Raw genomic sequence first — 23,186 nt, forward strand, 5'->3', positions numbered from 1 at the left:
TGAAATTGGTCAGCTGCTTCGTCTCGGGCGCGGACAGCATCAACGACTTGTTGGGCATCCACCGGAACCGACGACCTTATCAGCGGGAATCCGCAACAGAGGCCCATCGACCAACAAGTTAATCGCCAGTTGCGCCCGCGTAAATATAGCTTTCCGTCAGTCGTCGACAGGCAAATCCACTAAGTTTCCCTCAATCAGGAACGGTGTTCTCTACGGGTTGCTAGCGGTCGGTTGCGGTTCGCGAAACTAGCGTGCCCCCCTCGTCAACACTGAGCTTCGCGGCGGCAGTCGTTCCAACCAGTCGGCTCTCTAGATAAGTTTGCTGGGCGCATCACTGAGCTCAGTCACCCCAAAGCCGCGCCGACCGAAAGTCCTCTAGTCCAAGTTTTCCGAGACATAGAGCAGCAGATCGCCCGGTTGGCAACTGAAGTAGCGACAGAGCTTGTCGACGATCTCGGTTCCCACGTTGGTCCCTGGCTGATTGGCCATCTTGGACAGCGTCGCGCGGTGCACCCCGCTGCCCTCCGCCACCTCCGTCATGGAGATGGAGCGTCGCTCCTTGAACGCTTTGTCGGCGATCAGCTCGGCCAGCCGGAAGCGAATCATTTCTGAATTAATCCTTAATAGCGTCGAGTTTAGGCGACAAATGTCATTGACTCACGACACTTGTCGTCTATGATGCTCGACAGGTGTAGCGAATACGCGACGCCTGTCGAGCCCAATCAACGGAGACGCGCGATGCAAACGTACCTGACCACAGACCAGTTGGCTACCCGGATCCACTACGACATCCGGACCATCCGCGACCGCCTCAAGGACAGCGTCCTGCTGGAGGGAGTCCACTACATCCGCCCGTTCGGTGGCCGCAAGCTGCTCTTCATCTGGGAGGCCATCGAGAAGGACATCGCCAGCTTCTCGATGGGGCGCGGCCCGGTGATCCCGATGGCCAACGGCGGGGTGGCCCATGGCTAAGGTCCGTGTCCGCCCGGAGACCCGGACCTTGTACCTGGACTTCCAGTACCGGGGAGTCCGCTGCCGGGAGCAGACCGCCCTTCCCGACACCCCCGGCAATCGCCGGACGGTCGAGGCGCTGGCCAAGCGGATCGACCGGGAGTTGCTGAAGGGCACGTTCGACTACGCCGCCCTGTTCCCGGATAGCCCTCGGGCCAAGGCTGGCATCGGTGAAGACGCCCCGTCCGCCGCCAACGACCACCCCACGCCCACCTTCGCCGAGTTCACCGAGCTCTGGGTTTCCGAGTCCGCCCCGCGGTGGCGGGCCCACTACGGTCGCGCGATCCGCGACACGTTGGATCGCATCATCCTGCCGGTGCTGGGACCGAAGCCGTTGGCCTCTATCGACCGGGGCGACCTGCTCGGCTTCCAGGCCGAGCTCGCCAAACGGCCCGGCCGGGGTGGGCAAGCCATTTCCGCCAAGCGGATCAACAAGCTGATGTCCCTGGTCAAGGCCATCCTCAACGAGGGCTGCGACCGCCATGGCCTCACCAGCCCGGGCCGGTCCCTCAAGACCCTCAAGCAGAAGCGGGCGGACGTCATGCCGTTCTCCATGCCGGAAGTCGAGCAGCTCATCGCGAGGATCCGGCAGGACTACAGGCCTTACCTGACGGTCCGACTGCTCACCGGGCTGCGGACGGGTGAGGTCGACGGACTGCAGTGGCAGGACATCGACTTCGAGGCCGGCCTGATCCACGTTGAACGGACGCACTCCAGGAACGGGGATGGCGGCACCAAGAACGAAGGCTCGCGGCGCACCGTCCCGATGGTGCCGCAGGTCCGGGCTGCCCTCGAGCAGCAGCGGAAGGCGGCCCATGCGAACTGTCCTTGGGTCTTCCACAGCCTCCATGGAAATCCGATCGATGCGGTGAACTTCGCGAACCGGGTCTGGTATCCGCTGTTGCGCAACCTCGGGCTCAGGAAGCGCCCGCCGTACCAGATGCGGCATACCGCCGCGACGCTGATGCTGGCCGCCGGCGAGAACCCGGAGTGGGTCGCCTCGATCCTTGGCCACTCCACGACCGAGATGCTGTTTCGCGTCTATTCGCGCTTCGTCCCGAACCTGACCCGCAGCGACGGCCTGGCCTTCGCCGGCTTGGTGAACGGGCATTTCGGCACCGCCGCGGTGCAGACGAGCGGCCCGCCCGCCCCGGCCGGCCTCGACATCCTTTCCGCCCTGCAGTCCCTCACCCCCGAGCAGCTGGCTACGGTGCTCACCCTCGCCAAGAAGGCGTCCTAAAGTTCAAGGAGGAACACCCATGCTCAACCAGAATGCTGCGGCTCCCGCCACGCTCTCTTTCCCCGCCGTCGTGGAGGTGCTCCCCGGCCATGACCCCGACCGCGGGCTGCGCTGCCGGCTCTATCACCAGGAAGGCTGGTGCGAGGCCTGGACCTGGCTCTCGCTTGACACCACACCGCCTTCCGCCCTGCAGTGGGGCACGGTGACCACCATGGAGGTCGGCAAGGAGAAGGAAGACTACCTGCTGCTCGGCCTGCGTGAGGGTGTCGAGCCGCCCCTGTCGCAGCTGCTGCCTGAGCAGTTGTGCCCCATCCCGGGGGTGCTGCGCCAGACGACGCAGCTTATCGACAGCTTGAAGATCGGCCCCCTTCGCCAGTTCGTGACCCGGGCCCTCCTGCAGCAGGACGTTCTGCACGGCTATTGGACGAGCCCGGCGTCTCGTCGCGACCACCACGCCTACCCGGGCGGCCTGGCCCAGCACTCCTTGGAGGTCGCGACCATGCTGGCCAGCGCCAGCGGCCTGCCGCAGGAGGACAGGGAACTCGGGATCGTGTTCGCACTGCTGCACGACTTCGGAAAGATCTGGTGCTACGACCCGGTCACCTTCGACCCGGTCAATCCCCGCGAGCACGAGGCGCACGGACTGGGCCGGCTTGAGTTCGACCTGATCTACCTGACCCGGCGGGACCCGCGACTTGGGGCGCTGATGCAGGAGTTGCTCGGCGGTCCCCGCGCGCCCCGGGAAGGCAAGTATCCGCTGGCGATCGGTCGGATCGTCCGGTCTTTTGACCAGATGAGCTGCGAGAAGACGCGCAGGGCGCCGACGGATTCGTGCGCAACTTTCGAATGGGAGATCCCCTTCTAGGTTGGAGGTCCACCCACCGTGAGGACCACGACCATGAAGATCGTTCTATTCTCCTGCGCCCGTGTCGCCCGCACCTTCGGCCTGCTCCGGGGTATCCGGCTAGTCCGGATCCGCGACGACCGCCGCCGCATGCGTTGGGCCGTGGCCCTCCGGGTGCTCGGCGGCTGGCGCCTCGTGGGCCGCGACCCGATGACCAGCCCCTGGATCATCCAGCGCGACCCGTGGCTCAACCCCCGGCCGATGCTGTTCCCGAACATTCGGACGGCCCGGCAGTTGCTGGCGACCCTTGACCTGTGACCCGTCGCAGCCCATGCGACGGCCCCGCCGCAGCGTAGGGCCGTCACTGCAGTCAATGAGAGGCACCCATGGATGAACTAACCCGTATTCGCCAGCTGGTCGCGGAATCAGAGTTACGGGAGGAGGCTCGCGCCGAAGAAGTGTGGAACCTGCTGCTCGACAGCCCCGAGTTCGGAATGCGGGAGTTGATCGATGACGTTGGCATGGACACGACGCAAGCCCGGCAGGTGCTCCTGGATGCGCGAATCGGCGACTCCTCGGCACTGCACCTGATGGTGCTGGGCCGCCAAGAGGAAGTCCGCGAAGCACTGCTGCGGATGATCCATGGCCACTACTAGATTCCCTTCCATATCGAGAACCCACATGACTACCCCCGACGAAAGACGACGCACCCTCGTGCAAGCGGGCGCGTTCCTCAAGGAGTTGCGCGGCAACGCCGCGCTACCTGAGGCGGTCCGCCAGGAAGCCCATCGGCTGCTGCGCCACTATCCAGGCCTGCGTGAGATCGAACATCTCGCCAGGGCTACCCAAGACGCTTGGGGCGGAAGCCCGCTTGGTGCGGAGCACGATCCTGACTGGCTTCGGGGCTACACGCATGGGGCGCATCAGGATGGATAGGCCCAAGAGTCCACTTTCGCTTCAGGCCCTCGCTCCCGGCGTACTGGAGGCGTTCCGCCAGCCCGGGCAGGCATACCTCTCACCGCTCCGGTTCCGACAATCCTTCAACCTCGGGATTGGCGCGCTGGAGCGCACATTGGGAGCCTCGCTCTGGCTGCTGCGACGGGAGCCCGATGATCCCATGGTGCAGCTGCGACTTCTAGCCTTCCTGCAGGCCCATTCCGCACTGATCGGGCTTGGAAATGACCCCATTGCAGCGGCCTTCCACCTGCGGAATACCCACATTCGCAAGTTCTAGCATCAGACGCTCTTTGAGGCCGAACGTGACGGACGTGTCGCTGATGCATTGGGCTATCATCGATTCCATCAGCGCGGGCTTCGTTGGGTAGCCCGCTCACCAAGACAGGAAATGTCCATGGAAGAGGACGCCGAGGAATCCCCGCGGAGATCGAACGTCACTCCTCGCCTCGAGGTGTCTACGAAAAGCTGGTCGATTCACTTCCGAAGACTGTCGACCAGCGTATTCGCCAATTCCGCAGCGCTGAGGTTCTCAGCTAGCTGAGCGGCATTGGCGGCGTTATGCGCAGGCCCCAAGCTACTATTTGAAACAGCACCAACGCCTGAGCTGGCGAATGCTGTTTCGCCTAGAAGAACTTAACGAGCCCGCTAGGGGTTCGACTCAGCCGTCTTCAAGAACGTTCTCTTGGCCAGACACTCGATACCGTCACCTTCGAGATAAAGACCTCCCGTTACGCCCAACGGCAACTCTTCGATCAATGTTCTCATCGAATCTATCGCCGTAACCCTGAGTGATACGGCGCGCTGATTTGTAGGATCGGCCAAAGGGCGTTCATCAAGTACGTCCTCCAGTGAACGGGGCACGTCATAACGCATGACGAAGGTGTCTCCAACCCGCACACCACGACCTCGATTCGGAATACCAACTATGACAAGCCGGCCAGACTTGTCTTTCCTGACGTCCTCAACGAGAAATTCTGCTTGCAGATTCATGAACTAGCCTCCACCCCGGGAACGCCGCAAAAACTCCGCGATCTGTTCTGGTGTCATCTTCGGGGCAGCGTCGAGCAACATACTGCGAACACCTCTGTCTAGCAAAGATCGTGGAAGAGCGCGGCATTCCCAGCGCGCGTTTCAGCAATGTTGCTCAGGACGCGAGAACCAATTGCTCCCTGCGTGTTTGCAACTATTCAGCGGCCAAGCGATCTCCGACTTCAAGACGAGCACCGGGGGTTGAAGGGGACAATGACGCCCCCCTCCTTCCCGCCGCGTATAGCTCGGGCGATACATTGCTAAGTCCCAAGAGCGTCCACTCCTCCCCACCACTTGCTTTCAGGCTGAGCCCAGGCCTCAACTCACCTGTGATGAGGTCGCACGCAACTAGAGCGATCCCTCTCGCATATGCGACCTCAACAAGCTTGATCTCAATTTTCATTACTGTCCGTCCTTTGCCAACTGAAGCAGCCACTGCTCTCGCGCTCTCTGAATTTGAGAAAGCTCTGACTGGGTCCAACCAAGTTTCGGCCCGACCTCAAGAAGGCGATTTTGCGCCTGAACCTCAAACATCGGGAGCCTGCCGTTCAGGGGCTCAAATCCAATTCGCTGATGCTGGCCGAAGTGAAGCAGCTCTTCAATGACCTGCGTTCTCGTGGGATTCGGACCAAAGACCATAGCGCCAGGACGTCCGGGCTCCAACGGCATATACAGCGCTTCTCCACCCAAAGCGTTCGCGAGCCGCGCCCCTTCGTCTCCTGTCACGAAGGTAACGCCCCTCCTTTCCAGGCTAGCTTGAATTTTCGCCAGCTTGACGGGATCGAATATTTCACCGCCCCTACTGGAGGACCTGAAGACTGCAGTGTCTGCAACGAGAGGGGAAATTCTTCTGGAAGCAAGCAAAACGCTGCCAGCAACATATCCTTCCGCCGCTGTCTCCGCAAGGATCGTGGCGCTAGCGACATTGCCTGGCATATTGGCATACAGCGCGGCGTATGCTCCCGTCCACGATCTTGCTGCCATCAAGCCTTGAATCGTGCTCAACGGGCTTGAGCCAACCGCCTTCAATGATTGCCACGCCAACTCGCCGCCAGCTCGGCCATAACCTAGCGTCGTGGTGCCCGCCACTGGCAACACTGCCGAGAGCGCAGGGATAAGGGAGGGCGCGAATGCCTGCATCATGCCCGCAGCATAGAAGTACTGCTCCACGCGAAGCTTATTGGCGACCTCCTCGTGCGTGGCGTAGTAGCGCTTAGGAGCCTGATGAACCACCTGGACTCTCGCTAGGGCTGCAGGATCGTAGCCCATCTCCCTCGATCGGGCTTCGTACTGGCGTGCGAAGAGCTCTGGCCTTATTACGCCAACGCCTTGCGAGGCATAGTACTTAGCCACAATCGGATTGACCCATGGATCTTCTGCGCGCACCTCTACGCCGGCAATTCTTGTCGCATTCTGCAGCGCTGGGTACCACGATTCTGTCATTGGGCTCCACGCCCATTGCGTGCCATCAGGCGGCAACTGGGTGGGCATCGGCACGCGGCTAGACGCAGGAACGCCGGACGAGAGCTTTGCCCCGTCACCTCCCGACCCGCCGCCGCCCGAGCTCATTGACAGCATCCGTTCCGATCCGCCCGACCCAAGCCTCCATCCAAGCGGGTCTTGGTTCGGAGCCGCGGGCTGTTCCTGGTTGATTCGTTCCGCCACGCTTCGGGCGTAGCGGCCTGCGGCCACGCCCACGATGGTGTTCGCGATCGCATTGCCAAAGGCGTCCGCCGCAACGCTGGTCCAGTCCGTCTCGCGGTCTACGCCCAGCCAGCGCCGTGCCCCGGCCGTGGCTGCGCCATCGATAAGGCTGCCCTGGAGATTGCCAAAGAATGTGTCGGTGACCTCACCCAGCCCGTTGACCACCGAAGGGCGACCGCCCAACAGCGCCGAGGCACCAGACCCGATAGCTGCGGCCGCGACCCCCCTCCAGCTGAAGTCGGTGCGCTGTCCGACCAGGCTGCGCGCCACCACTGAGTTTCCATAGCTCGCAGCGCCTTGAACCGCTCTGCCCAAGGGGTTGAGCTTGTCGATGTTGCCGGCGGCCTGGAAGACTTCCTTGCCTTTCAGGGCGCCGCCGATCATCGCGCCGCCGTAGGCGGTCAAGCCCGCGACGGCAATATCCTTGAAGCTAAAGCCGTCCACGACCCCCATGACATTGCCTGCCAGTTGGCCTGCAAAACTTCCGATCATGCTGCCCACGGCCGCCGCACCGGCACCGGCCACACTGGTCATGGCGCCCGCACCGGCGGCCATGATCTGGCCGAAACTCCCGACCGCGCCTGAGAGCGCGCCGGCGGTGTAGATCGAAACCACCACCACGATCACGATCATGATGACCTGCGCGATCACCCCGCAGCCCTTATCAGGCGGCTCGATGTACGGCAGGCTCGGCGTCGTCGGCCCGGTGATCTCGCCCGGGTTGTAGGGCTTGAACGTGCTCGCGTCGTTGCTGGAGGTCTTGATTTCCGGCGCCGTCAGCGTGCTACCGGCCACAAGCTGGCTGTCCGAATCCAGGCCATTGGCATCGGCCAACACGTACCACAGGTTCTCGTTGCCGTAGACCCGCTGGGCCAAGCTCCGCAGGGTGTCGCCCTGCTGCACCTGCACCTGCGTACGGCCAAGGTTGGTGTTGCTGAACCCCGTCAGCTGACCGGTCACGTCGAGCTTGCCGGCTTCATCTTGGGTGGCGACCAGTTGGCCACCCACGTACGTCATACGGTGGCGGTCGCGAGCGGCGTACACGGCTTCTCGCTGCTCCGAACTCAGGTTAGCCCAGTCGGTGTCGCTGATCAGGTGCTTGAACAGGTTGATCAGCGTGCCGTTGGTTTCCTCGCGACCCTGCTTCCAGGTTTCGGCTTCTTCGTCATAGTAGTAGTCGTAACGCGCCATGGCCTGGCCGTCGGCGGTGTAGGCGAGTTCGCGCCGTGACTTGAGGTCCGGTTGGCCAGACAGGGGCGTGAAGTCTTCGATCTGCACGCGGCGGCCAGACGAATCGTAGCGACTGGTCGTCGTCGTTGCCCTGAAGTTCGTGTCTCCGTAGATGAGCGAGCCCGTTACGCTGGTCTCGAGATAGCCGCCGCGCGCCTCGTAGTTGAACTGGTATTGATGCCCGTAGTTCTGGTTGGCGAGAGGGTTGTAGGCGCCGACGCCGTTGGGATCACCGGCCCAATGACGGATGTAGCGATAGCTGGTCAGACGGCCGGCTGAGTCGTAGCTGGAGGTGTCATTCGCGCGGACGTTGTCGGCGTCCGTATCCGTAGTGTAGAGAACCTCCTCGAGCAGGGTCAGCACCTCTGTGTCGGTCGACTGCCGCGCCCGGTCCTCGATCATGAAGGTGTTCTCGACGAGGATAGCCAGCAGCCACTCCGGAGAAGTGGACGTCGAGCTCTGGTTGGCGACGCGGCCGCTCGTGGTCTGCGTCAGCAGTCGGCCGTCATCATCATAGGTGTACTCGATAACCTGCGACAGCAGGCCGCCGATGCGCACGTCGCGCTCACCGGTGTCCTCCAGCCGCACGCGAACGACCTGGTCTGCATGGAAGTAGGAAACCGTACGAGCCAAGCGCCCGGCGCCGTCGTAAATGTTCTCGACCTGGGGGGCGTACGCATACATGCCCCCGTGTTCCGAGATGTCATACGTGCGCCAGCGTTCGCCGCGCTGGGTGTAGTCGATGGCCTGGATCCTACGACCGTAGACCGTCTCGTGAATCTGCGTGGCTTGCCGGCCCAGGGCGTCGTACTGCAGCAGATAGCCAACCTGGCCGGACGTGAAGTCGGCGACCAGTATTTGGCCGGCCTCGAGCTTGCCGTTGACGATCTGGACGCGGTTCTCTGCATCGTAGGTGTACCAGGCCTCCTGGCGATTGAGGCTGGTGCCTGCTGGCATCGAGGAGTTCGGCAGCGGATCGCCGATCGGATCGGCGGGGGGGAATTCTTCTTCGGTTGATGTCGTCTCGACCGTCGACGTCATCTCTATCGACTCGGGCGTCGCCATGAGCGACGGATTGCCCTGCGCCAGCTCGACGGAATGGGCCATGGCGGCGAAGAGCTCGGAGCTCTGTGCAGTATCTGGCTCGAATGAAGTGGATTCAGTTTCCGACTGCGATTGCGTGCCGTATGGCTGCTGTTGAGTGCCGCCAACCGGCGCCACGTAGAGCCAGAACGAATCACTGGCGGTGCCGCCACGGCCGTCGCTGACATGGACTGTGATCAGGTTAGCGCCGCCGCCGTACGGCGTCAGGTAGCTGAAAGTACGGGTAGATGGATTGAAGGTCATTCCACCCGGCATGCCTGTGGCGCTATAGGTGAGCGGATCGCCATTGGCGTCGCTGAACGTATTCACCGGCACCGTGATGGTGATGTTTCGATTGCCTTGTCGGTTCACGTCCGGCAGCGGCGTCACCAACACCGGCGCCTGGTTGGCCATGGGCGCATTGACCGTCATCGTGAACGAGTGGTTGGTGACGCCGCCCGCACCGTCATTGGCGGTCAGCACCACGGTCCACGCTCCCGCCGTCGTCGGTGTACCCGCGAAGACCTTGGCATTGGCATCAAAGCCAATCCCCGGGGGCATGCCCGACGCGGACCAGGTCAGCGCGTCGCCGTTGTAGTCACTGAAGGTGCCGGCAACATTCAGGCTCCAAGACTGGTCACGCACGAGCACCTGGTTGCCGACCGGCGACGGCACGTTGGGCGCAATATTCTGCGAATCCAGCATGAAGACCGCCGACCCGACGGCGCCAGAGGGGTCCGTAGCGTAGACGGTGAACCAATAGTTGCCTGCTGGCGTCCCGCTGCCGGTCAACACCCCGCTGCTGCTCAAGCTGACGCCTGCCGGCAGGCCGGTGGCCGAGTAAGTCAACGCGCCACCTTCCGGATCCGTGAAGGTGATCTGGCGGCTAAAGGCGAGATTGGCGTACGCCGTCAGAGTCGTGCTCGCTGGCGGTACGGGCGGCCGGCGCACCGAAACCGAGAACCCGCCCGTTACCGCGGCACTGCCGTCACTGGCAATGATGCGCATGTCGTAGAACCAGCGATCACTGCCGTTATACAGTGTCAACGCGCCCGGCGTGCCGGTGATGGCGCCCGTGTTGGCGTTGATCGTCAGACCCACGCTCCCTACGGCGACCCACTCCGCCTCGAACTGGGTCGGCTCGGTATCGCCCGGTAGCCAAGCCGAGCCCGCGGGGCGCAGCACCTGTGCGGTGTAGGTCAGCGCCTGGTGGTTCGGGTCGGTGAAGGCGCCAGCAGGCAGGGTCCAGTTGACCGCCTGGCCCAAGTCGCTGACGCGATTGACCAGGATGCCGTTGTACTCCGGCGGATTGCTGGTGCCGGTGATTGTGAAGCTGGTAGTGGCAACACCCCCTGCTTCATCAGTGACCTGCAGCACCACGATCGTATTGCTGTTGACGGGTGGCGCGCCGCTGAAGGTTCGGGTGGCGGCGTCGAAAGCCAGCCACGCCGGCAGCGCCGCACCCGAGCTGAGGCGCGCGGAGAACGTGACGGCTTCTGAAGTTGGCAGATTGGTGAACGCAGACGCCGGGAACTGGTAGCTCCACGCGTTTCCTCCGGTCACGGTGAAGCTGCTCGGAATCGATCCGCCCACATACTGCGGCGGCGGATTAACGACGTTGAGCGACACAGCGGTACTAGCCCACAGACCGGCGGCGTCGGTTGCGCGCACCAGCACGGCCAACCCGGTGAAGCCGGCGGGCGGCGTGCCGCTCAGGGTCCCATTGCTCGCATTGACCGTCAGCCAGGCCGGAGTTGCCGCCCCCGTGCTGGTGGTAGCGCTGAACGTCAGGGCGCCACCTTCGGGGTCGCTGAAACCGGGCACCGTCTGGGTGAACGGCACGCCGATCGTTACGCCGACGCTGGTGTTGGCGGGCGCCGTCGGCCGGCGGTTCACGGTCAGCGTGAAGGTTCCCGAGGCGGGCGTGGTGCCATCAGTGGCCGTGACACGCACCGTGTAGGTGCCCTGCGGCGCCGAGTTGATGGTGCCGGTGATCTGGCCTGTGAATCCGTTGATGCTCAGGCCCAGCGTGCCCATCTCCTGCCAGGAGCCGCCGACCAGGACATGGCCGGTGTATGTCAGCGGGTCGCCGTTTGCGTCCTCGAACGAGTTGGCCGGCAACGGGTAGCTGACCGTGTCACCTTCATTGGCGGACTTTGCGGTCAAACCGCCGTTATAGACGGGCTCCGACTCGGTCGCCATGATGAAGAAGCGACCCACCGCCGAGTCGTTGCTCGCGTCACGCGCCGAGATCTGGACCTCCAGGTGCAGCAGAGCCGGGGGCGTGCCGGTAAAGGTGCGCGTCGGGGCATCGAAGACCAGCCAGGACGGCAGCGGTTCGATCACGTAATGCCCAGGGCGCCCTTCGGGCACGGGCGGGACCCAGCGGCGCGTACTGGCGCTGTAGATCAGCGTATCGCCGACATTGGCATCGGTGAAGGTGTTGGCCGGCAGCGTGTAGGTCCACGCCTTGCGTGCGCCGATGATCTGGTCGGCGATCGGGTGGCTGTACTCCGGCGCCACGTTCGGCGGCGGGTTGGACAGCGTGATGGTGAAGTCCTGGTGGGCCGACATGCTGTCGCTGTCGAGCGCGGTCAGGCGGACGTTAAAGGCCTGCTGGTGCACGACGTTGTCAGGCACCACGCCGGTGAAGCGCAGGGTCTGGACCCCAGCGACGTTCTCGACACCGAAGCTCAGCCAATTCGGTAGAGGCGAGCCATTCGACAGGGTTGCGGAAACGCTGAAGCTATCGCCATTGGGATCGGTGAAGATCGCCGAAATGGCGCTTTCAAACAGGAAATTGGTGCCCGCGACGGCAGTCTGCGACGGAACGGCAGATCCGACCGGCGCCGCTGCCGGCGCTGCCTGCACGTGAATGGTCTTGTTGACCCACTCGCCATTGCTGTCGGTTGCTCGCAGCGTGATGGTGTGTTGACCCGTGGGTACCGCGCCTGCCGCAGCGGACAGGCGCAGGCTGCTGCCGTGCGGATCTACGACCAGCCACGGCGGGACGGTGCCGACCACCGACAGGGTCAGCGTTTCGCCAACATCCGTGTCCAGGAAAACCTCGTCCGCCTCGAACTGCACTAGGAATGCATCACTGGTCTTGTGCAGCAACGTCATCGCACCCGGCTCGCGCAGCACCGGCGCGGTGTCGCTTACCACGGTCACGGTGAAGCTGTCGGTGACGGTGAGGCCGCTGGGGTCGGTGGCGCGAATGAGGATGTCGCGAGTCTGGCCGACGTCACTGGTGCCGTCATAGCTGAAGACCCATTCGCCGGTGAGCTGGTCACGATGGTAGGTGAGCCAGGCCGGAAGCGCGCCTGTCGGATCCTGGGTCACCGTGTAGATGAGCGTGTCGCCGTCGGGATCGTTGAAGTGGTCACCCGGATGCCAACGCCATTCGATTGGCTGGCCGTGCTTGAGCGTCACGTCCGGCAGGTCGGCCTGCTTGATCGGGGCGTCGTTGGCATCGGTCAATGGCGCCACGCCCGGACCATGGCCGCTATAGGCCACCACGCGGCGACGATTACCGACCGCGTCATAGCTGTACTCAAGGTCGAGCGTGATGCGCTGACCCACCGGGCGCATCAGGTCCTCGGTAACCACGCGCGAGATCCGGTTGTGGCTGTCGTAGACCACCCGGGTCACCACATGGGTGGTCACGGACGGGCTGGCGAGGTTGTTCAGGAAGCGACTTTCCTCATACGTGCGGTTCCCGCTGTCGTCGTACTTGTAGATCGTGTAGTTGTTGGCGCCCTCGTCGATCCGCTGGATCTGGCCATTGGCGAAGTACGTGATCGTCCGCAACAGGCCACGGGTGTTGGTTTCCGTTGCGAGTTGTCCGTTCGCCTGGTAGGTGTACCCGTGGCTGGCGTTGCCCAGGTCAACGTGGCTGGTCAGGCGGCCATGGACGTCGTATATCCAGCTCTGCTCGCCACCGATGCCATTCTGCTCGAACGACTTGTTGCCTTGGGCGTCGTACCTGATCGTGTTGGTCTGGCCCGCGGCGGATTCGCTGTAGATCAGCTTGCCACGGGTGTCGTAGCCGTAGCGCTGGACGAGCTGCGTAGTCGCATCAAGGTGCACGCTGACCCGGACGCGGTCACCGTTTTCATTGAGCGCATAGCTCTCCCGATCATGGGCCGTGCGGGTGGCACCGTCGTTAGCCGTCAAGTAATCGCCAACGGCGATGATGCGGTCCATCCGATCGTAGCGCCGCGTGCTGATGTACCCCAGCGCATCCTGCTGCGCCACACTGCGACCCAACGCGTCGTAACCATAAAGCGTTGCGGAGCCCATGGCGTCGATGCTGCGGACCAGACGGCCGGCGGCATCGTACTCGTTGCGGTCGACATGGCCGTTGGCGTCGCGTATGCCGATCAGGCGGCCGACGGCATCGTACATCCAGCGGGTTTCCGGGCGCTGCCAGCTCTCCACACCGGTCTCGGACACGACCAGCACCCGCGGGGCGAACTGCTGGATGGCTTGGTTGCGGTCGTTGTAGACCCAGGTGACGACGTTGCCGCGCGGGTCGATCTCCTCGAGCGCGTTGCCCCAGCGGTCGAGCACACGCGAGGTGGCCACCGTCTGGGCCGGGTCAAGGCTGGCGCCCGGCATGATCGTCGCCACGGCGCGGCCCAGGCGATCCAGTCGCTGAGTGGTTACGGTGGTCAGCGTGGCGGTGCCAGTCGAGAAGCTCCGCGTCTCGCCTACCTGATGGCCGGCGAGGTTGTAGCGGTAGTTCCGCAGACTGCCTGAACTGTCATCGCTGGCGAGGTTGCCGGCGCGGTCATAGGTGTAGTCAATGGCGTCCGCCGGCGTGTCGAGGGCCGCCGCCGTATAGGCCTTGGCGATGACTTCGCCGAAGGCGTTGTGGCGCAGGAACTCCGTGCTGTCGGTATGGGTGGTGCCACCGACCACGCGCGTCATGGTGGCGCTGGTCTGCCGGCCGACGGCGTCGTACGTGTAGTGGCCGTGCGCCACAGCTGACTCTGCCGCGCCGGCATGGTCGCTGTGGTTGCGCCAGGTGTGCACGGCGCGATCCGCGGCGTCATACGCGGTGAACGTGGCGTTGCCCTCCGCATCGCGGGTAGCCACGGCGCGGCCCTGCCTGTCGTAGCGGGTGAGCGTGGTCTGGTTGCTCCCGGTGTTGTCTTGTAGCGTCAGGTCATCCTGGCGGCCCTGGGCGAAGCGCATGACGCGAACCGCGTTGCCGAAGGCGTCATAGGCCATCTCGGTGTAGGGATTGACCAATTCGTAAAGCGCGGTGCTGCCCAGGTTGAGCGTGGCGCTCCCGAGCTGGGCGACCCAACCCACCTGCCCGGTACGCTCGCCCCGCAGGACGAGGCGCAGGGACTCGAGTACGCTCAGCGTCCGGCCCAAAGCATCGTACGTGGTGGTGGTGCGCTCGCCGTCGGCGATGACGCCGGTGGTGCGGCCCTCGGCGTCGTACTCGAAGACGGTGCTCACCTCGCGCATGCCGCTGCTGCCATCCGCATCCTGGAACAGGCGCGGGCTGGTCTCGCTGGTCTTGCGGCCGAGCGCGTCATAGGTGGTGACGACGGCGCGGTCGTAGCCCGTATCGAGGTTGCCGGCGGCAGGCAGCGCCGGCGGGGTGTGCGTGGTCAAGGTCGCCGTGTTGATGGCGCGCGCGAACTCAACCCGGATGATCTCCTGGCCGGCGGCATCGTATTCCCAGCCGCTGATGTAGCCTTCGGCATCCACGCTCAGGCTGCGGCGGCCCAGCGCGTCGTAGTAATGATGGGTGTGGGCCCAGGTGGTGCCTTCGAGCAGCACCGACTCGCGGACCAACTGGCCGAGCGCGTCGTAGCTGAACTCGGTGCGTGGCGTACCGTTAGCCGAAGTGCCGTCCGCCTTCCAGTAAGTGACGCTCGGCTGCGTCACTGAGGTCTTCAGGCCGCGCGAATCGTAGGAGGTGGTCAGTATCCGGTCGGCATTGTTCGTCGGCAGCACCGTGTCGCTGAGCTGCGAGAACCCGATCGCGGTGCCTGGGCTCCAGCCGGAGAGCAGGCTCGTGTCGAGGGCGTTGGCATAGCGCTGGAGCTGGGTCTGCTCGCCGGCCGCGTTGTACTGGTACCGGGTCACGAAACCCGCGGCGTCGATATCATGGGAAAGGCGACCGACCCGATCGTAGACCTTGTAGCTGAAGTTTCCGAGCACGTCCTTCTGCACCACGGCCTGGCCGAGGGCGTTGTAGGTCACTTCGATGAACGAAGGCTGGCCCGTGGCGACCAGCTCGCCGGACGTGTTGATCTGCCAGGCGTCCGGGAAGTTCGTGCGGATCTGGTTTCCGCGCGCGTCGTACGTGTAGGTGGTGGTACGGCGTTCGGCGAGGTTGACTGCATCCGCATTCTCGGTGCGCGTCAGCAGGTTGTCGAGAGCGTCATAGGTCATGCGGGTGGCGATGCTGCCCGGTTCCCCGTCCAGCGAGAACCCGAGGTTCGTGGTGTATCGATACACCTGCACCTCGGGCGTCTTCTCCTCGATCAGTCGGCCGGCGCCGTCGTAGGCGTAGGTCCAGACCTTGCCCAGCTTGTCGGTATAGCTGGTGCGGTTACCGACCGCGTCATAGCCGAAGAGTTCGAAATTCTCCAGCGCATCCGTCGCGCGGATCATTCGGCCCGCGGCGTCGAACTCGTAGGTCGTGACGTGGTTGAGCTTGTTGGTATGGCTGATGCGATTGCCGACCGCGTCGTACTCAAAGCGCTCGAAGTTGTCCAGCGCGTCGGTGCTGCGGACCAGGCGACCCGCGCCATCGTAGAGATGGGTGGTGGCGCGGTAGTCGGTCTGGCCTTCGACGGCAGCGGCCATGGCGGCTTCGTTGATGGCGACGCCGCTGACCGGCGTCATGTACAGGCGGGTCTCATTGACCGCGCCACGCTTGTCGTAGCGCTGCTCACTCACCGCTCCTTCGGAATCCACGGTGAAGCGCAGGCGACCAAGCGCGTCGTAGGCATAGGACGTGACGCGCTTGGAGTCCGCGGGCGCGCCCGAAAGCTGCGCTATGACGTCACCCGGCGAGGCACCGGGGTCGTACGTGACCAGCGTGAAGTGCACAATCGACGAAGTGACGCGCCCTTCGTCGTCGTAGGTCCTCTCGGTGACATAGCCCTGGCTGGCGTTCACACGCGTGACGACGAACCGTTCGCGTCCGGCGCCGTTGATCACCCCATAGCTGGACTGAGCGGCGGCTTCCAGACTGCCCAGCTCGCTCGCCACCTCCTGCAGCTGGTCCACCAGCATTTCGGGGGTGCGCTCGCCGGGTTGCAGCAGCCCCGCCAGGAAGGTCGGGTCAAGCGACACTGCGCTGGCGTAGGCCAGGCGGTGATGCGGGCGGCCGGCGGTGTCGTAGCGTTGTTCGACTACATGCCCCTGCGCATTGAGGCTGTAGCGCAGCCGGCCATCGCGGTCCAGCAACCGGTACTCGACCCGGTCCACGCTGTCGTTCGTCAACGTCTTGCCCTGGATCAGGCTGATCGACGCAGCGACGTTCGCGGTGGCCAGGGTGGCGCGCTCTCCGGCGTCCAGGCTGATCGGCGCGGCGTACTGGCGCGATGCGACCAGTCGGCCAGCCTCGTCGTACCACTGGCGGCTGACGCCGCCCATCGGGTCGATGCTGAAGACCAGGCGGTTGGCTTCGTCGTAGACGAAATGGGTAATATGCCCGTCCGCGCCAGTGCGGGTGGTGACGTTGCCGTTGGCGTCGTAGCCGTACTCGGTGACCAGGTTCAGCTTGCCCGTGCCTGGATCCACCGTTTCGCTGATGCGCCGACCCAAGGCGTCGTAGGCGTACCGCACGGTGCGCGCCTCGGGCGTTCCGTCGCCTTCGATCACGCTCAGCTGGCGGCCCGCGGCATCCCAGGCATAGGTCGTCTGCAGGGCCAGGCCGTTGGTGTCGCGGATGCTGGTTAGCACCCGGCCCTCGCGGTCGTAGCCCAGGGTGGTGATCTTGCCCAGCGGGTCGGTGACCGTGACGTTGCGGCCCTGGCCGTCGTAGGCGTACGTGGTGGTGAGGTTGAGCTTGCCGGTGCCGGCGTCTTCGGTCCGGGTCAGCACCCGGCCGACAGCGTCATAGGTGAACGTGGTGCGGGTCCCATTGACGTCAACGGTGGCGGCCAGCAGGCCGCGGGCGTCGTACTCGGAGGTGCGGAAGTCTTCGACTGGATTGATGGTCCTGGTCAGTTGCCCGGACTGGTCGTACTCGTAGGTGGTAACGGCGCCGGCGGGGTCGGTGACCGTCAGCGTCTCCCCGTGGCGGTTGCGCACGGTGGTCACGCTCAGCCCCTGGGCCGAGGTCACGACCAGGCTGCGCGTCGCGTCGTCGTAGGAGTAGGTGGTGGCCTGCCCCATCGCATTGGTGTGAGTGAGGCTGCGGCCGAAGGCGTCGTAGGTGCTCGAGACCGTTTCGATGCGCTCAAGCCCGGTGAGCCCCTGATAGACCGACCGGCTCTGGCTGATCAACCGGCCAAGGCGATCATAGCTGTGGGTGACTTCATTGCCGCGGGCATCGGTGCTGCTCAACACCCTGCCGAAGGCGTCGTAGGTGGTGCTGGTGGTGCGCTGCGGGCCGGACGGACCCGGATTGTCGATCTGGGCGACCAGCATGCCGCGACGGTCATACTCGAAGCGCGAGGTTGACATCGCCGCCGTGCCGACGGCCGTGTCTCGCTCGTAAAGCTCACCGAAACCGGTATAGCGGAAGTGGCTGACGCTGCCCTCAGCGCTGATCTGGCTGATCAGCAGGCCGCGCTGGTCGTAGCTGAACTGCTGGCGGCCGTCCACCGCGGCAACGTAGGTCAGCGTGGTAATTGCGGATTGCACCTCGTCCCGGGTGCGGGGAAAGTCGATATTGATGCGGCCGGTGTAAGCCAGGGTCTCGGACGCCTGGCCGAAGGCGTTGTATCGGGTCTCGGTGACCTCGCCGTGGGCGTTCTTGCCAGCGGCGCCCTCCACGCCTCGGACCAGAAAGGTCTGCTGGCCGCGGGCGTCGTAGAAGTACCAGGTCTTGTTACCCTCGGCGTCGATGGTTTCGATGCGGCGGCCCAGCAAGTCGTAGCTGTGGCGCACACCGTAGGCCGCAAACACATCCGTCTTCTCGGCTTCGCTCATGGTGTCGGTGATGCGCGCATTGCCGCTGGCATCCACCGCATTCGCGCCGGCGAGCTCGCCGATCAGCTGGCCGAAGACGTCATACCACTGGCTGCCGTTGCGAACTTCGGTGGTGCCCTGCGCCTGCTCGGTGCGGGTGAGGCGGCCGTCCTGGTCGTAGTGGTACCGGGTAGTCGTGCCCTCGTGGTTGATCTCGCTGGTGACCCGGCCCAAGGCATCAAAATACTGGCGGGATTGACGCAGGCCATCCGTTGCTGTCCCGGCTGCGGCGCTGCTGACCAGGTTTCCGAAGGTCTCGCTGCCCGTCAATCCAGTCAGGCGCTTCCCGTAGCGGAGGTCGACGCGATAGTTGCCCGTTTCGTGGAACACACGCCTGCTGAGATAGCCCTCGACATCCAGATGCCCGATCTGCTGACCACGCGCGTCATAGTAGAAGCGCTCGATCTGGTCGCCGGCGCTTGGGTCCGGGCGCAGTTGATCGAGCGTGCCGTCGAGCGTGTCCGCCCCGGGCTTCCGGTGGGCATAGCGGGTCGACTTGACCACGCGGCCCGCGAAGTCGAACGCCTGCTCGGTCAGGTAGCCCTCGGCATCCAGGGTGGCGACGGTACGACCCGACGCATCGTAGAAGTAGCGGGTGACCCGATCGTCCTGGCCCGCCGCCGCGCGCACGGTCTGCAGTAGGCGGCCGGCGCCGTCGTAGGCGTAAGTCGTGGTCGCGACGCCGTCGGACTCGCTGACTAGGCGGTTTGCTGCGTCATAGCTTCGGGAAATCACCCGCGACTGGCCCTGGTCGACGGGCCGCACGCTGGCGAAGTCATTGGCCGTGACCGCTCCGCCATCGATCCAGCCAACGGTGTTGACGCGCTGGGCGTAGCTTCGCGTCTGGACGACGCGATCCAGGCCATCGCGCACGTACTCGGTGATGGCGCCGGTGGCGTCGACCTCGGCCGCGACGTTGCCGCGCTCGTCGTAGAAGAAGTAGGTGCGGCCGCCGTTGGCGTCCTGGCTGGCGCGCAGTTGGCCGGCGCTGTTGTAGAAGTTCTGGGTGGCGCGCGAAACGACGGCCGCCCCTTCGTCCACGGTGGACATCAGGCGCCCGGCGGCGTTGCGGGTCTCGATACGCGTTGCGCCGCCGTCCTGCATCACCTTCAGCTGCAGGCCGGAGTCCAGGTACAGGTAGCGGGTGATCTGGGTATGCGCGTCCGAAAGCGTGGCGACATCGGTGGCGATCTGATTGGAATCAAGCGCCTGATCGAAGACGACATCACCGCTACGCTGCACCAGGTCAAGCAAGCGGCCCATGCCGTCGTAGACGTAGTCCACGACGCTGTCCAGTACGGTATTGCCGGCATTCTCCGCCAGACGGTTGGTGCCGCGCACCGTCGTTTGCGCGCGCAGCAGGCCTTGGGCGTCGTGGGTGTAGCGGGTGACGGCCATCGCGGCGTCGACGACGCCGGCGCCGGTGATCGAGCTGACGCTGGCATAGTCCACCCGGCGCTGCAGCAGCCCGCGGGCGTCGTAGCTGAACTCGGTCAGGGTAGTTCCCGCCAGGTTCGCACTGGCCCAGGCGGCGATCTCGGCCGCGCCGGGCACACCGGAATAGCTAGCCGCCACGTAGCTTCGCGCCTGATGCTGCTGGCCGACGCCGTTGCCGCTGTCGGCATAGCTCACTTCCGTGACCTGACCCTGCGGCCCGACGGTGAAGCGGAGGCGGTTCTGGGTGTCGTAAACGAAATGCGTGGTCTGGCCGCCAGGCGGCGGCGCGTCGCCCGTGCGGTCGGCAGTGACGCCCGTGTAAACGGTGCGCGAGGCCAGCTGGTTCGCGGTCGTGTAGGTGTAGCTGACGGCATTACCTAGTGCATCCCACTCCCACAGCACGTTGCCGCTGGCGTCGTACTGGTAGTCCGTCTGCGACAGAACCGTGGCGCCGCGCGTGGTCTTTGCCTGCAGCAGGTTGCCGGCACTGTCGTAAACGTAGGCAGTGACGTCACGCAGGCCATCGCGTGCCGGGCCCGCCAGCTGTGTCAGCTGGCCGGCACCGTCGTAGTGGTAGCTCCACATGCGGCCCTGGCTGTCGACCACGTCGGTACGCAGCCCGTCGTAGGTGAAAGTCAGGGTCTCGCCGAGGCCATCGGCGTCGTTGATATTGGTGTCGCCGCGGGTGACCGTCTCGACCCGGCCCTGGGCGTCGTAGGTGTAGCTCGACAGCAGCCCGTCGCTGCTGCGCACGGTGGCGATGCGCAGGCTGGTGCTGTCGACGTAGGTGTAGGTGGTGCGGAACAGGTGGCCGTCGTTGTACGAGGCCGTGACTTCATCCCATACGTTGTCGGTGGTATCGCGCAGCGTCAGGTCGTGCTCCACCCATTCCAGTCGCCCCTGGGTGTCGTAGCCGTACCGCACCTGCACGCGCTCGAACCCGCTCTCGCGCGTGGACGTCGATACCAGCTGACCGTTCGCGTTGTACGCGAACAACAGCGCATCGGCATTGTTGCCGGTGCCGTCGCTCGCGCGGACGGCGGTGACCTGACCGGCGGCGTTGTAGTCCACCAAGAAGTACGTCGGCGCACCGGCCTCGGACTTCGTGTTGCGGATCTGGTGCAGGCGGGCGATGCCGGCCGGATCGCTGTCGTCGCTCTTGAAGTACTCGCGGTGGCCGCTGCTGCCCTCGTCGTAGATCCAGTAGTTCGCCTGCCACACCATCGTGTCGTGGGCGCCGCTGCCGTCGGTGGTGACGTACTTGCCGGGCGTGCCGGAGTAGGAGAACTCCACCTCGGAGCCATCGCCGGTGTGCATGATGACCTTGCTGGTGTCGCCGTCCAGCGCCCCGATCAGTTCGACCTTGCGCTCGAAGCCGGTCAGCCAGGCATCCGCTCCGACTCCAGCGACCGTGCCCAGGCTGTTGTAGGTCCGCGTCGCCGAGACCGACATCCCCCTGAACTGGATCAGCTCATCCAGTCCCTGAAGCACCAAGTTGCCGTTGGCGGCGTTGACCGATTGCCGGTTGCGGGCGGCATCCCAGCTCAAACCCGAGCCCAACTGGGTCAGGGAGGTATCAAACAGACCCAGCGCGTTACCGGTGAACACCGCAACCATGGCAATTTTCCTTGAATGAGCCGAATTCGCCGAAGCGAGGCCAGTTCAAGGTCAATCCCAAGGGAAGGGAGGCAGTTTAGTCAGGCGAGGAAGCGGCCTGGGTGCCGCGCTTGAGGTCCGCGAGCAAAGCGGCGAACTGGCGGCGCTGGCCTTCATCCGCCGCCAGGGCGGCGTCGATGGACTCAAGCATGGGCTGCCACTCCGGGTGCTCCCGGAGCTTCGGCCCGAACTCCCAAAGCAGGATGGCACGCACCACCCGTGGCCGCAGGCGGGCCTGGGTGGCGGGGTCGTCAATGACCTCGTCGCGGACCAGGTCGGTCAACTGCCGGCGCAGCACCGCCACGTCCGGGCGCGGATTGGCCGAAGGCGGCCGCGAAGGAGAGCCGCCCGATTCCGCGACCGTGACTCCCTCGCCCGTCGCCCGCCTCACGCCCGCACGCAGCGTGGCGATCAGGGTAGACGTCGGGGAGAGCCGGTCGATCGCCATGAGGGGTCAGGCCGGCCGGCCGTACCCAGACAGGAACATGGGGGTTGCGGGTGTGCCACCGCCCGCGGGCGGCTGACCGCCCCCAAGGCGCTCGAACAGGCGCCGCATATCTTCCTGCAGTGCCGGAATCTCCTGCGGGCAAGCCAGGCCCGCCTGCAGGGCGGCCAGGGTCGCGGCCACGTCGTCATCGGCGGCCGCCGAAAGCGCCCGCGCGTAGGCGCCTAGCGCTACGCCTTCCGGCGCGCGCAAGAGCGGTTCAAACACCGCCTTCGACTCCGCGCCCCGCCCTTGGACCAGCAGCAGCTGGCCCAGCTGGAAGCGCGCCATGGCCAGGTCCGGCGCAGCCTGTATGGCCGCGCGGAAACCCTCTTCGGCCCGGTCCATCATGCCGATCTGGGCGTACTGCGCTCCGAGGAGGTAGTGGCCGTTGGCGGCGCCCGGCTCGCGCTCGACCAGCGTTTTGAGCAGGGTGACCGACTCCGCGTCCCGGCCGGTGTTCATGGCCTCCAGGGCCAGGCGGAGCAGTTCTTCGGAATCGAGGTTTTCGTAGGGCATGGAAGGTCCAGAAAAGTTGGCCTTGCGGGGCATTGTCCCGCGGATGCGGGGATCAGGCTACTCACCACTATTCCCCCGGTAGCGGGTTCGGTTTAGTCCGCACCGGCTGCGGCATCACAGGTAGGCATCGAGATCATGCTGGTGCGCCTGCAATATCCGCCTCAAGTTGATGAGCCCGGACCGATGCAACTGAGACACGCGCCCCTTTGTGAGCCCGATCTGTGCAGCGACTACATTGAACGGCACGTGGTTGAGATAGTGCGCCGTCAGGACGAGACGCTCGCGTTCTGACAGGCTTTCAAGCGCCCCCGCCAGCAGTCGTCCCAGTTGGCGGTTCTCGACCTCGCGCTGCAGCCCCTCGGCCGAAGACGGCGACGACTGTTCCAACAGGTATCCTGCTCCCAGGCTGGCCACCGTATCAATCAAGACGCCCAGCAGGTCTGGCTCGTCCTCGGCATCCGGCGCCAGGCTGGCCAGACGCTCCTGGTTTCGATGGGTGACCGTTCCCCGGTCGACCCCGGTCAGGAAAACCCGAACGCCGTTGAAGACGGCCCCTTGGACGCGCAGCTTGGCGTAAGCCATGAAGTCGAGGCCCCGGTCCGGGTCAAACCTCGACATCGCTTCGAGCAGGCCAAGGGTCGCGTTCTGTGCAAAATCGCTCCAGTCGATCTGGGGTACCCGCAGGCGCGAGAAGACATGAGCAGCCACTTTCCTGGACCAGGGGGCGTACTGGAGGAACAGGAAGTCGCGCGCCTCTTCGTCGCCGTCCACACGATAGCGCCGCCACAGCTCGTACTCCTCCCCGCTCAATGCCATGCCAA

Annotated in this window: 13 protein-coding genes; 6 read left to right on the plus strand and 7 right to left on the minus strand. The window is 64.7% G+C overall.

Features of this window, described 5'->3' with window-relative positions; translation table 11 throughout:
- Positions 1-375: 375 nt before the first annotated feature.
- Entirely contained in the window at positions 376-606 is a 231-nt protein-coding gene (locus tag VFQ84_RS08980; RefSeq protein ID WP_325131296.1) for a helix-turn-helix transcriptional regulator, read from the minus strand.
- A gap of 132 nt (positions 607-738) precedes the next feature.
- Between VFQ84_RS08980 and VFQ84_RS08985 the strand changes: the two genes are divergently transcribed.
- The 6 genes from VFQ84_RS08985 (at position 739) to VFQ84_RS09010 (ending at position 4,031) form a co-directional block, all read left to right on the plus strand.
- A complete protein-coding gene (locus tag VFQ84_RS08985; protein WP_034213952.1) occupies positions 739-972 on the plus strand; it encodes a hypothetical protein in 234 nt (77 codons plus the stop codon).
- A 28-nt stretch (positions 973-1,000) separates the two neighbouring features.
- A complete protein-coding gene (locus VFQ84_RS08990) occupies positions 1,001-2,251 on the plus strand; it encodes a tyrosine-type recombinase/integrase (RefSeq protein WP_325131297.1) in 1,251 nt (416 codons plus the stop codon).
- Between the two features lie 19 nt (positions 2,252-2,270).
- Positions 2,271-3,116, plus strand: coding sequence for an HD domain-containing protein (locus tag VFQ84_RS08995; RefSeq protein WP_325131298.1), 846 nt, complete (start codon positions 2,271-2,273; stop codon positions 3,114-3,116).
- A 33-nt stretch (positions 3,117-3,149) separates the two neighbouring features.
- Positions 3,150-3,413 (plus strand): hypothetical protein, encoded by a 264-nt coding sequence (locus tag VFQ84_RS09000; RefSeq protein WP_325131299.1) that lies wholly within the window; start codon positions 3,150-3,152, stop codon positions 3,411-3,413.
- Between the two features lie 68 nt (positions 3,414-3,481).
- Positions 3,482-3,751, plus strand: a complete 270-nt coding sequence (locus VFQ84_RS09005) for a hypothetical protein (protein WP_325131300.1) — start codon at positions 3,482-3,484, stop codon at positions 3,749-3,751.
- Between the two features lie 25 nt (positions 3,752-3,776).
- Positions 3,777-4,031: a BPSL0761 family protein gene (locus VFQ84_RS09010; RefSeq protein WP_325131301.1), complete on the plus strand. Its 255-nt coding sequence runs from the start codon at positions 3,777-3,779 to the stop codon at positions 4,029-4,031.
- 199 nt (positions 4,032-4,230) lie between these two features.
- Here the strand turns inward: VFQ84_RS09010 and VFQ84_RS09015 are convergent, their stop codons facing one another.
- The 6 genes from VFQ84_RS09015 to VFQ84_RS09040 all read right to left on the minus strand — a co-directional run bounded on the left by VFQ84_RS09015 (position 4,231) and on the right by VFQ84_RS09040 (position 23,181).
- Positions 4,231-4,398, minus strand: coding sequence for a hypothetical protein (locus VFQ84_RS09015; RefSeq protein ID WP_325131302.1), 168 nt, complete (start codon positions 4,396-4,398; stop codon positions 4,231-4,233).
- A 299-nt stretch (positions 4,399-4,697) separates the two neighbouring features.
- Complete coding sequence (locus VFQ84_RS09020) at positions 4,698-5,042, minus strand: hypothetical protein (RefSeq protein ID WP_325131303.1); 345 nt, start codon at positions 5,040-5,042, stop codon at positions 4,698-4,700.
- A 441-nt stretch (positions 5,043-5,483) separates the two neighbouring features.
- Complete coding sequence (locus tag VFQ84_RS09025) at positions 5,484-21,323, minus strand: putative Ig domain-containing protein (protein WP_325131304.1); 15,840 nt, start codon at positions 21,321-21,323, stop codon at positions 5,484-5,486.
- Between the two features lie 76 nt (positions 21,324-21,399).
- Complete coding sequence (locus VFQ84_RS09030) at positions 21,400-21,810, minus strand: hypothetical protein (protein WP_325131305.1); 411 nt, start codon at positions 21,808-21,810, stop codon at positions 21,400-21,402.
- A 6-nt stretch (positions 21,811-21,816) separates the two neighbouring features.
- A complete protein-coding gene (locus tag VFQ84_RS09035; protein WP_325131306.1) occupies positions 21,817-22,365 on the minus strand; it encodes a hypothetical protein in 549 nt (182 codons plus the stop codon).
- A 114-nt stretch (positions 22,366-22,479) separates the two neighbouring features.
- The gene (locus VFQ84_RS09040; RefSeq protein ID WP_325131307.1) at positions 22,480-23,181 is read right to left on the minus strand and encodes a sigma-70 family RNA polymerase sigma factor; all 702 of its coding nucleotides are present in this window, start codon (positions 23,179-23,181) and stop codon (positions 22,480-22,482) included.
- Between the last annotated feature and the right edge of the window lie 5 nt (positions 23,182-23,186).

This window comes from Arenimonas sp., assembly GCF_035721105.1.
GTDB lineage: Bacteria > Pseudomonadota > Gammaproteobacteria > Xanthomonadales > Xanthomonadaceae > Arenimonas.

Coding starts and splice junctions, on each gene's coding strand:
- VFQ84_RS08995 (WP_325131298.1), top strand. CDS start 2,271: ATGCTCAACCAGAATGCTGCGGCTCCCGCCACGCTCTCTTTCCCCGCC.
- VFQ84_RS08980 (WP_325131296.1), bottom strand. CDS start 606: ATGATTCGCTTCCGGCTGGCCGAGCTGATCGCCGACAAAGCGTTCAAG.
- VFQ84_RS09015 (WP_325131302.1), bottom strand. CDS start 4,398: ATGGAATCGATGATAGCCCAATGCATCAGCGACACGTCCGTCACGTTC.
- VFQ84_RS08985 (WP_034213952.1), top strand. CDS start 739: ATGCAAACGTACCTGACCACAGACCAGTTGGCTACCCGGATCCACTAC.
- VFQ84_RS09030 (WP_325131305.1), bottom strand. CDS start 21,810: ATGGCGATCGACCGGCTCTCCCCGACGTCTACCCTGATCGCCACGCTG.
- VFQ84_RS09035 (WP_325131306.1), bottom strand. CDS start 22,365: ATGCCCTACGAAAACCTCGATTCCGAAGAACTGCTCCGCCTGGCCCTG.
- VFQ84_RS09000 (WP_325131299.1), top strand. CDS start 3,150: ATGAAGATCGTTCTATTCTCCTGCGCCCGTGTCGCCCGCACCTTCGGC.
- VFQ84_RS09025 (WP_325131304.1), bottom strand. CDS start 21,323: ATGGTTGCGGTGTTCACCGGTAACGCGCTGGGTCTGTTTGATACCTCC.
- VFQ84_RS09005 (WP_325131300.1), top strand. CDS start 3,482: ATGGATGAACTAACCCGTATTCGCCAGCTGGTCGCGGAATCAGAGTTA.
- VFQ84_RS09020 (WP_325131303.1), bottom strand. CDS start 5,042: ATGAATCTGCAAGCAGAATTTCTCGTTGAGGACGTCAGGAAAGACAAG.
- VFQ84_RS09010 (WP_325131301.1), top strand. CDS start 3,777: ATGACTACCCCCGACGAAAGACGACGCACCCTCGTGCAAGCGGGCGCG.
- VFQ84_RS09040 (WP_325131307.1), bottom strand. CDS start 23,181: ATGGCATTGAGCGGGGAGGAGTACGAGCTGTGGCGGCGCTATCGTGTG.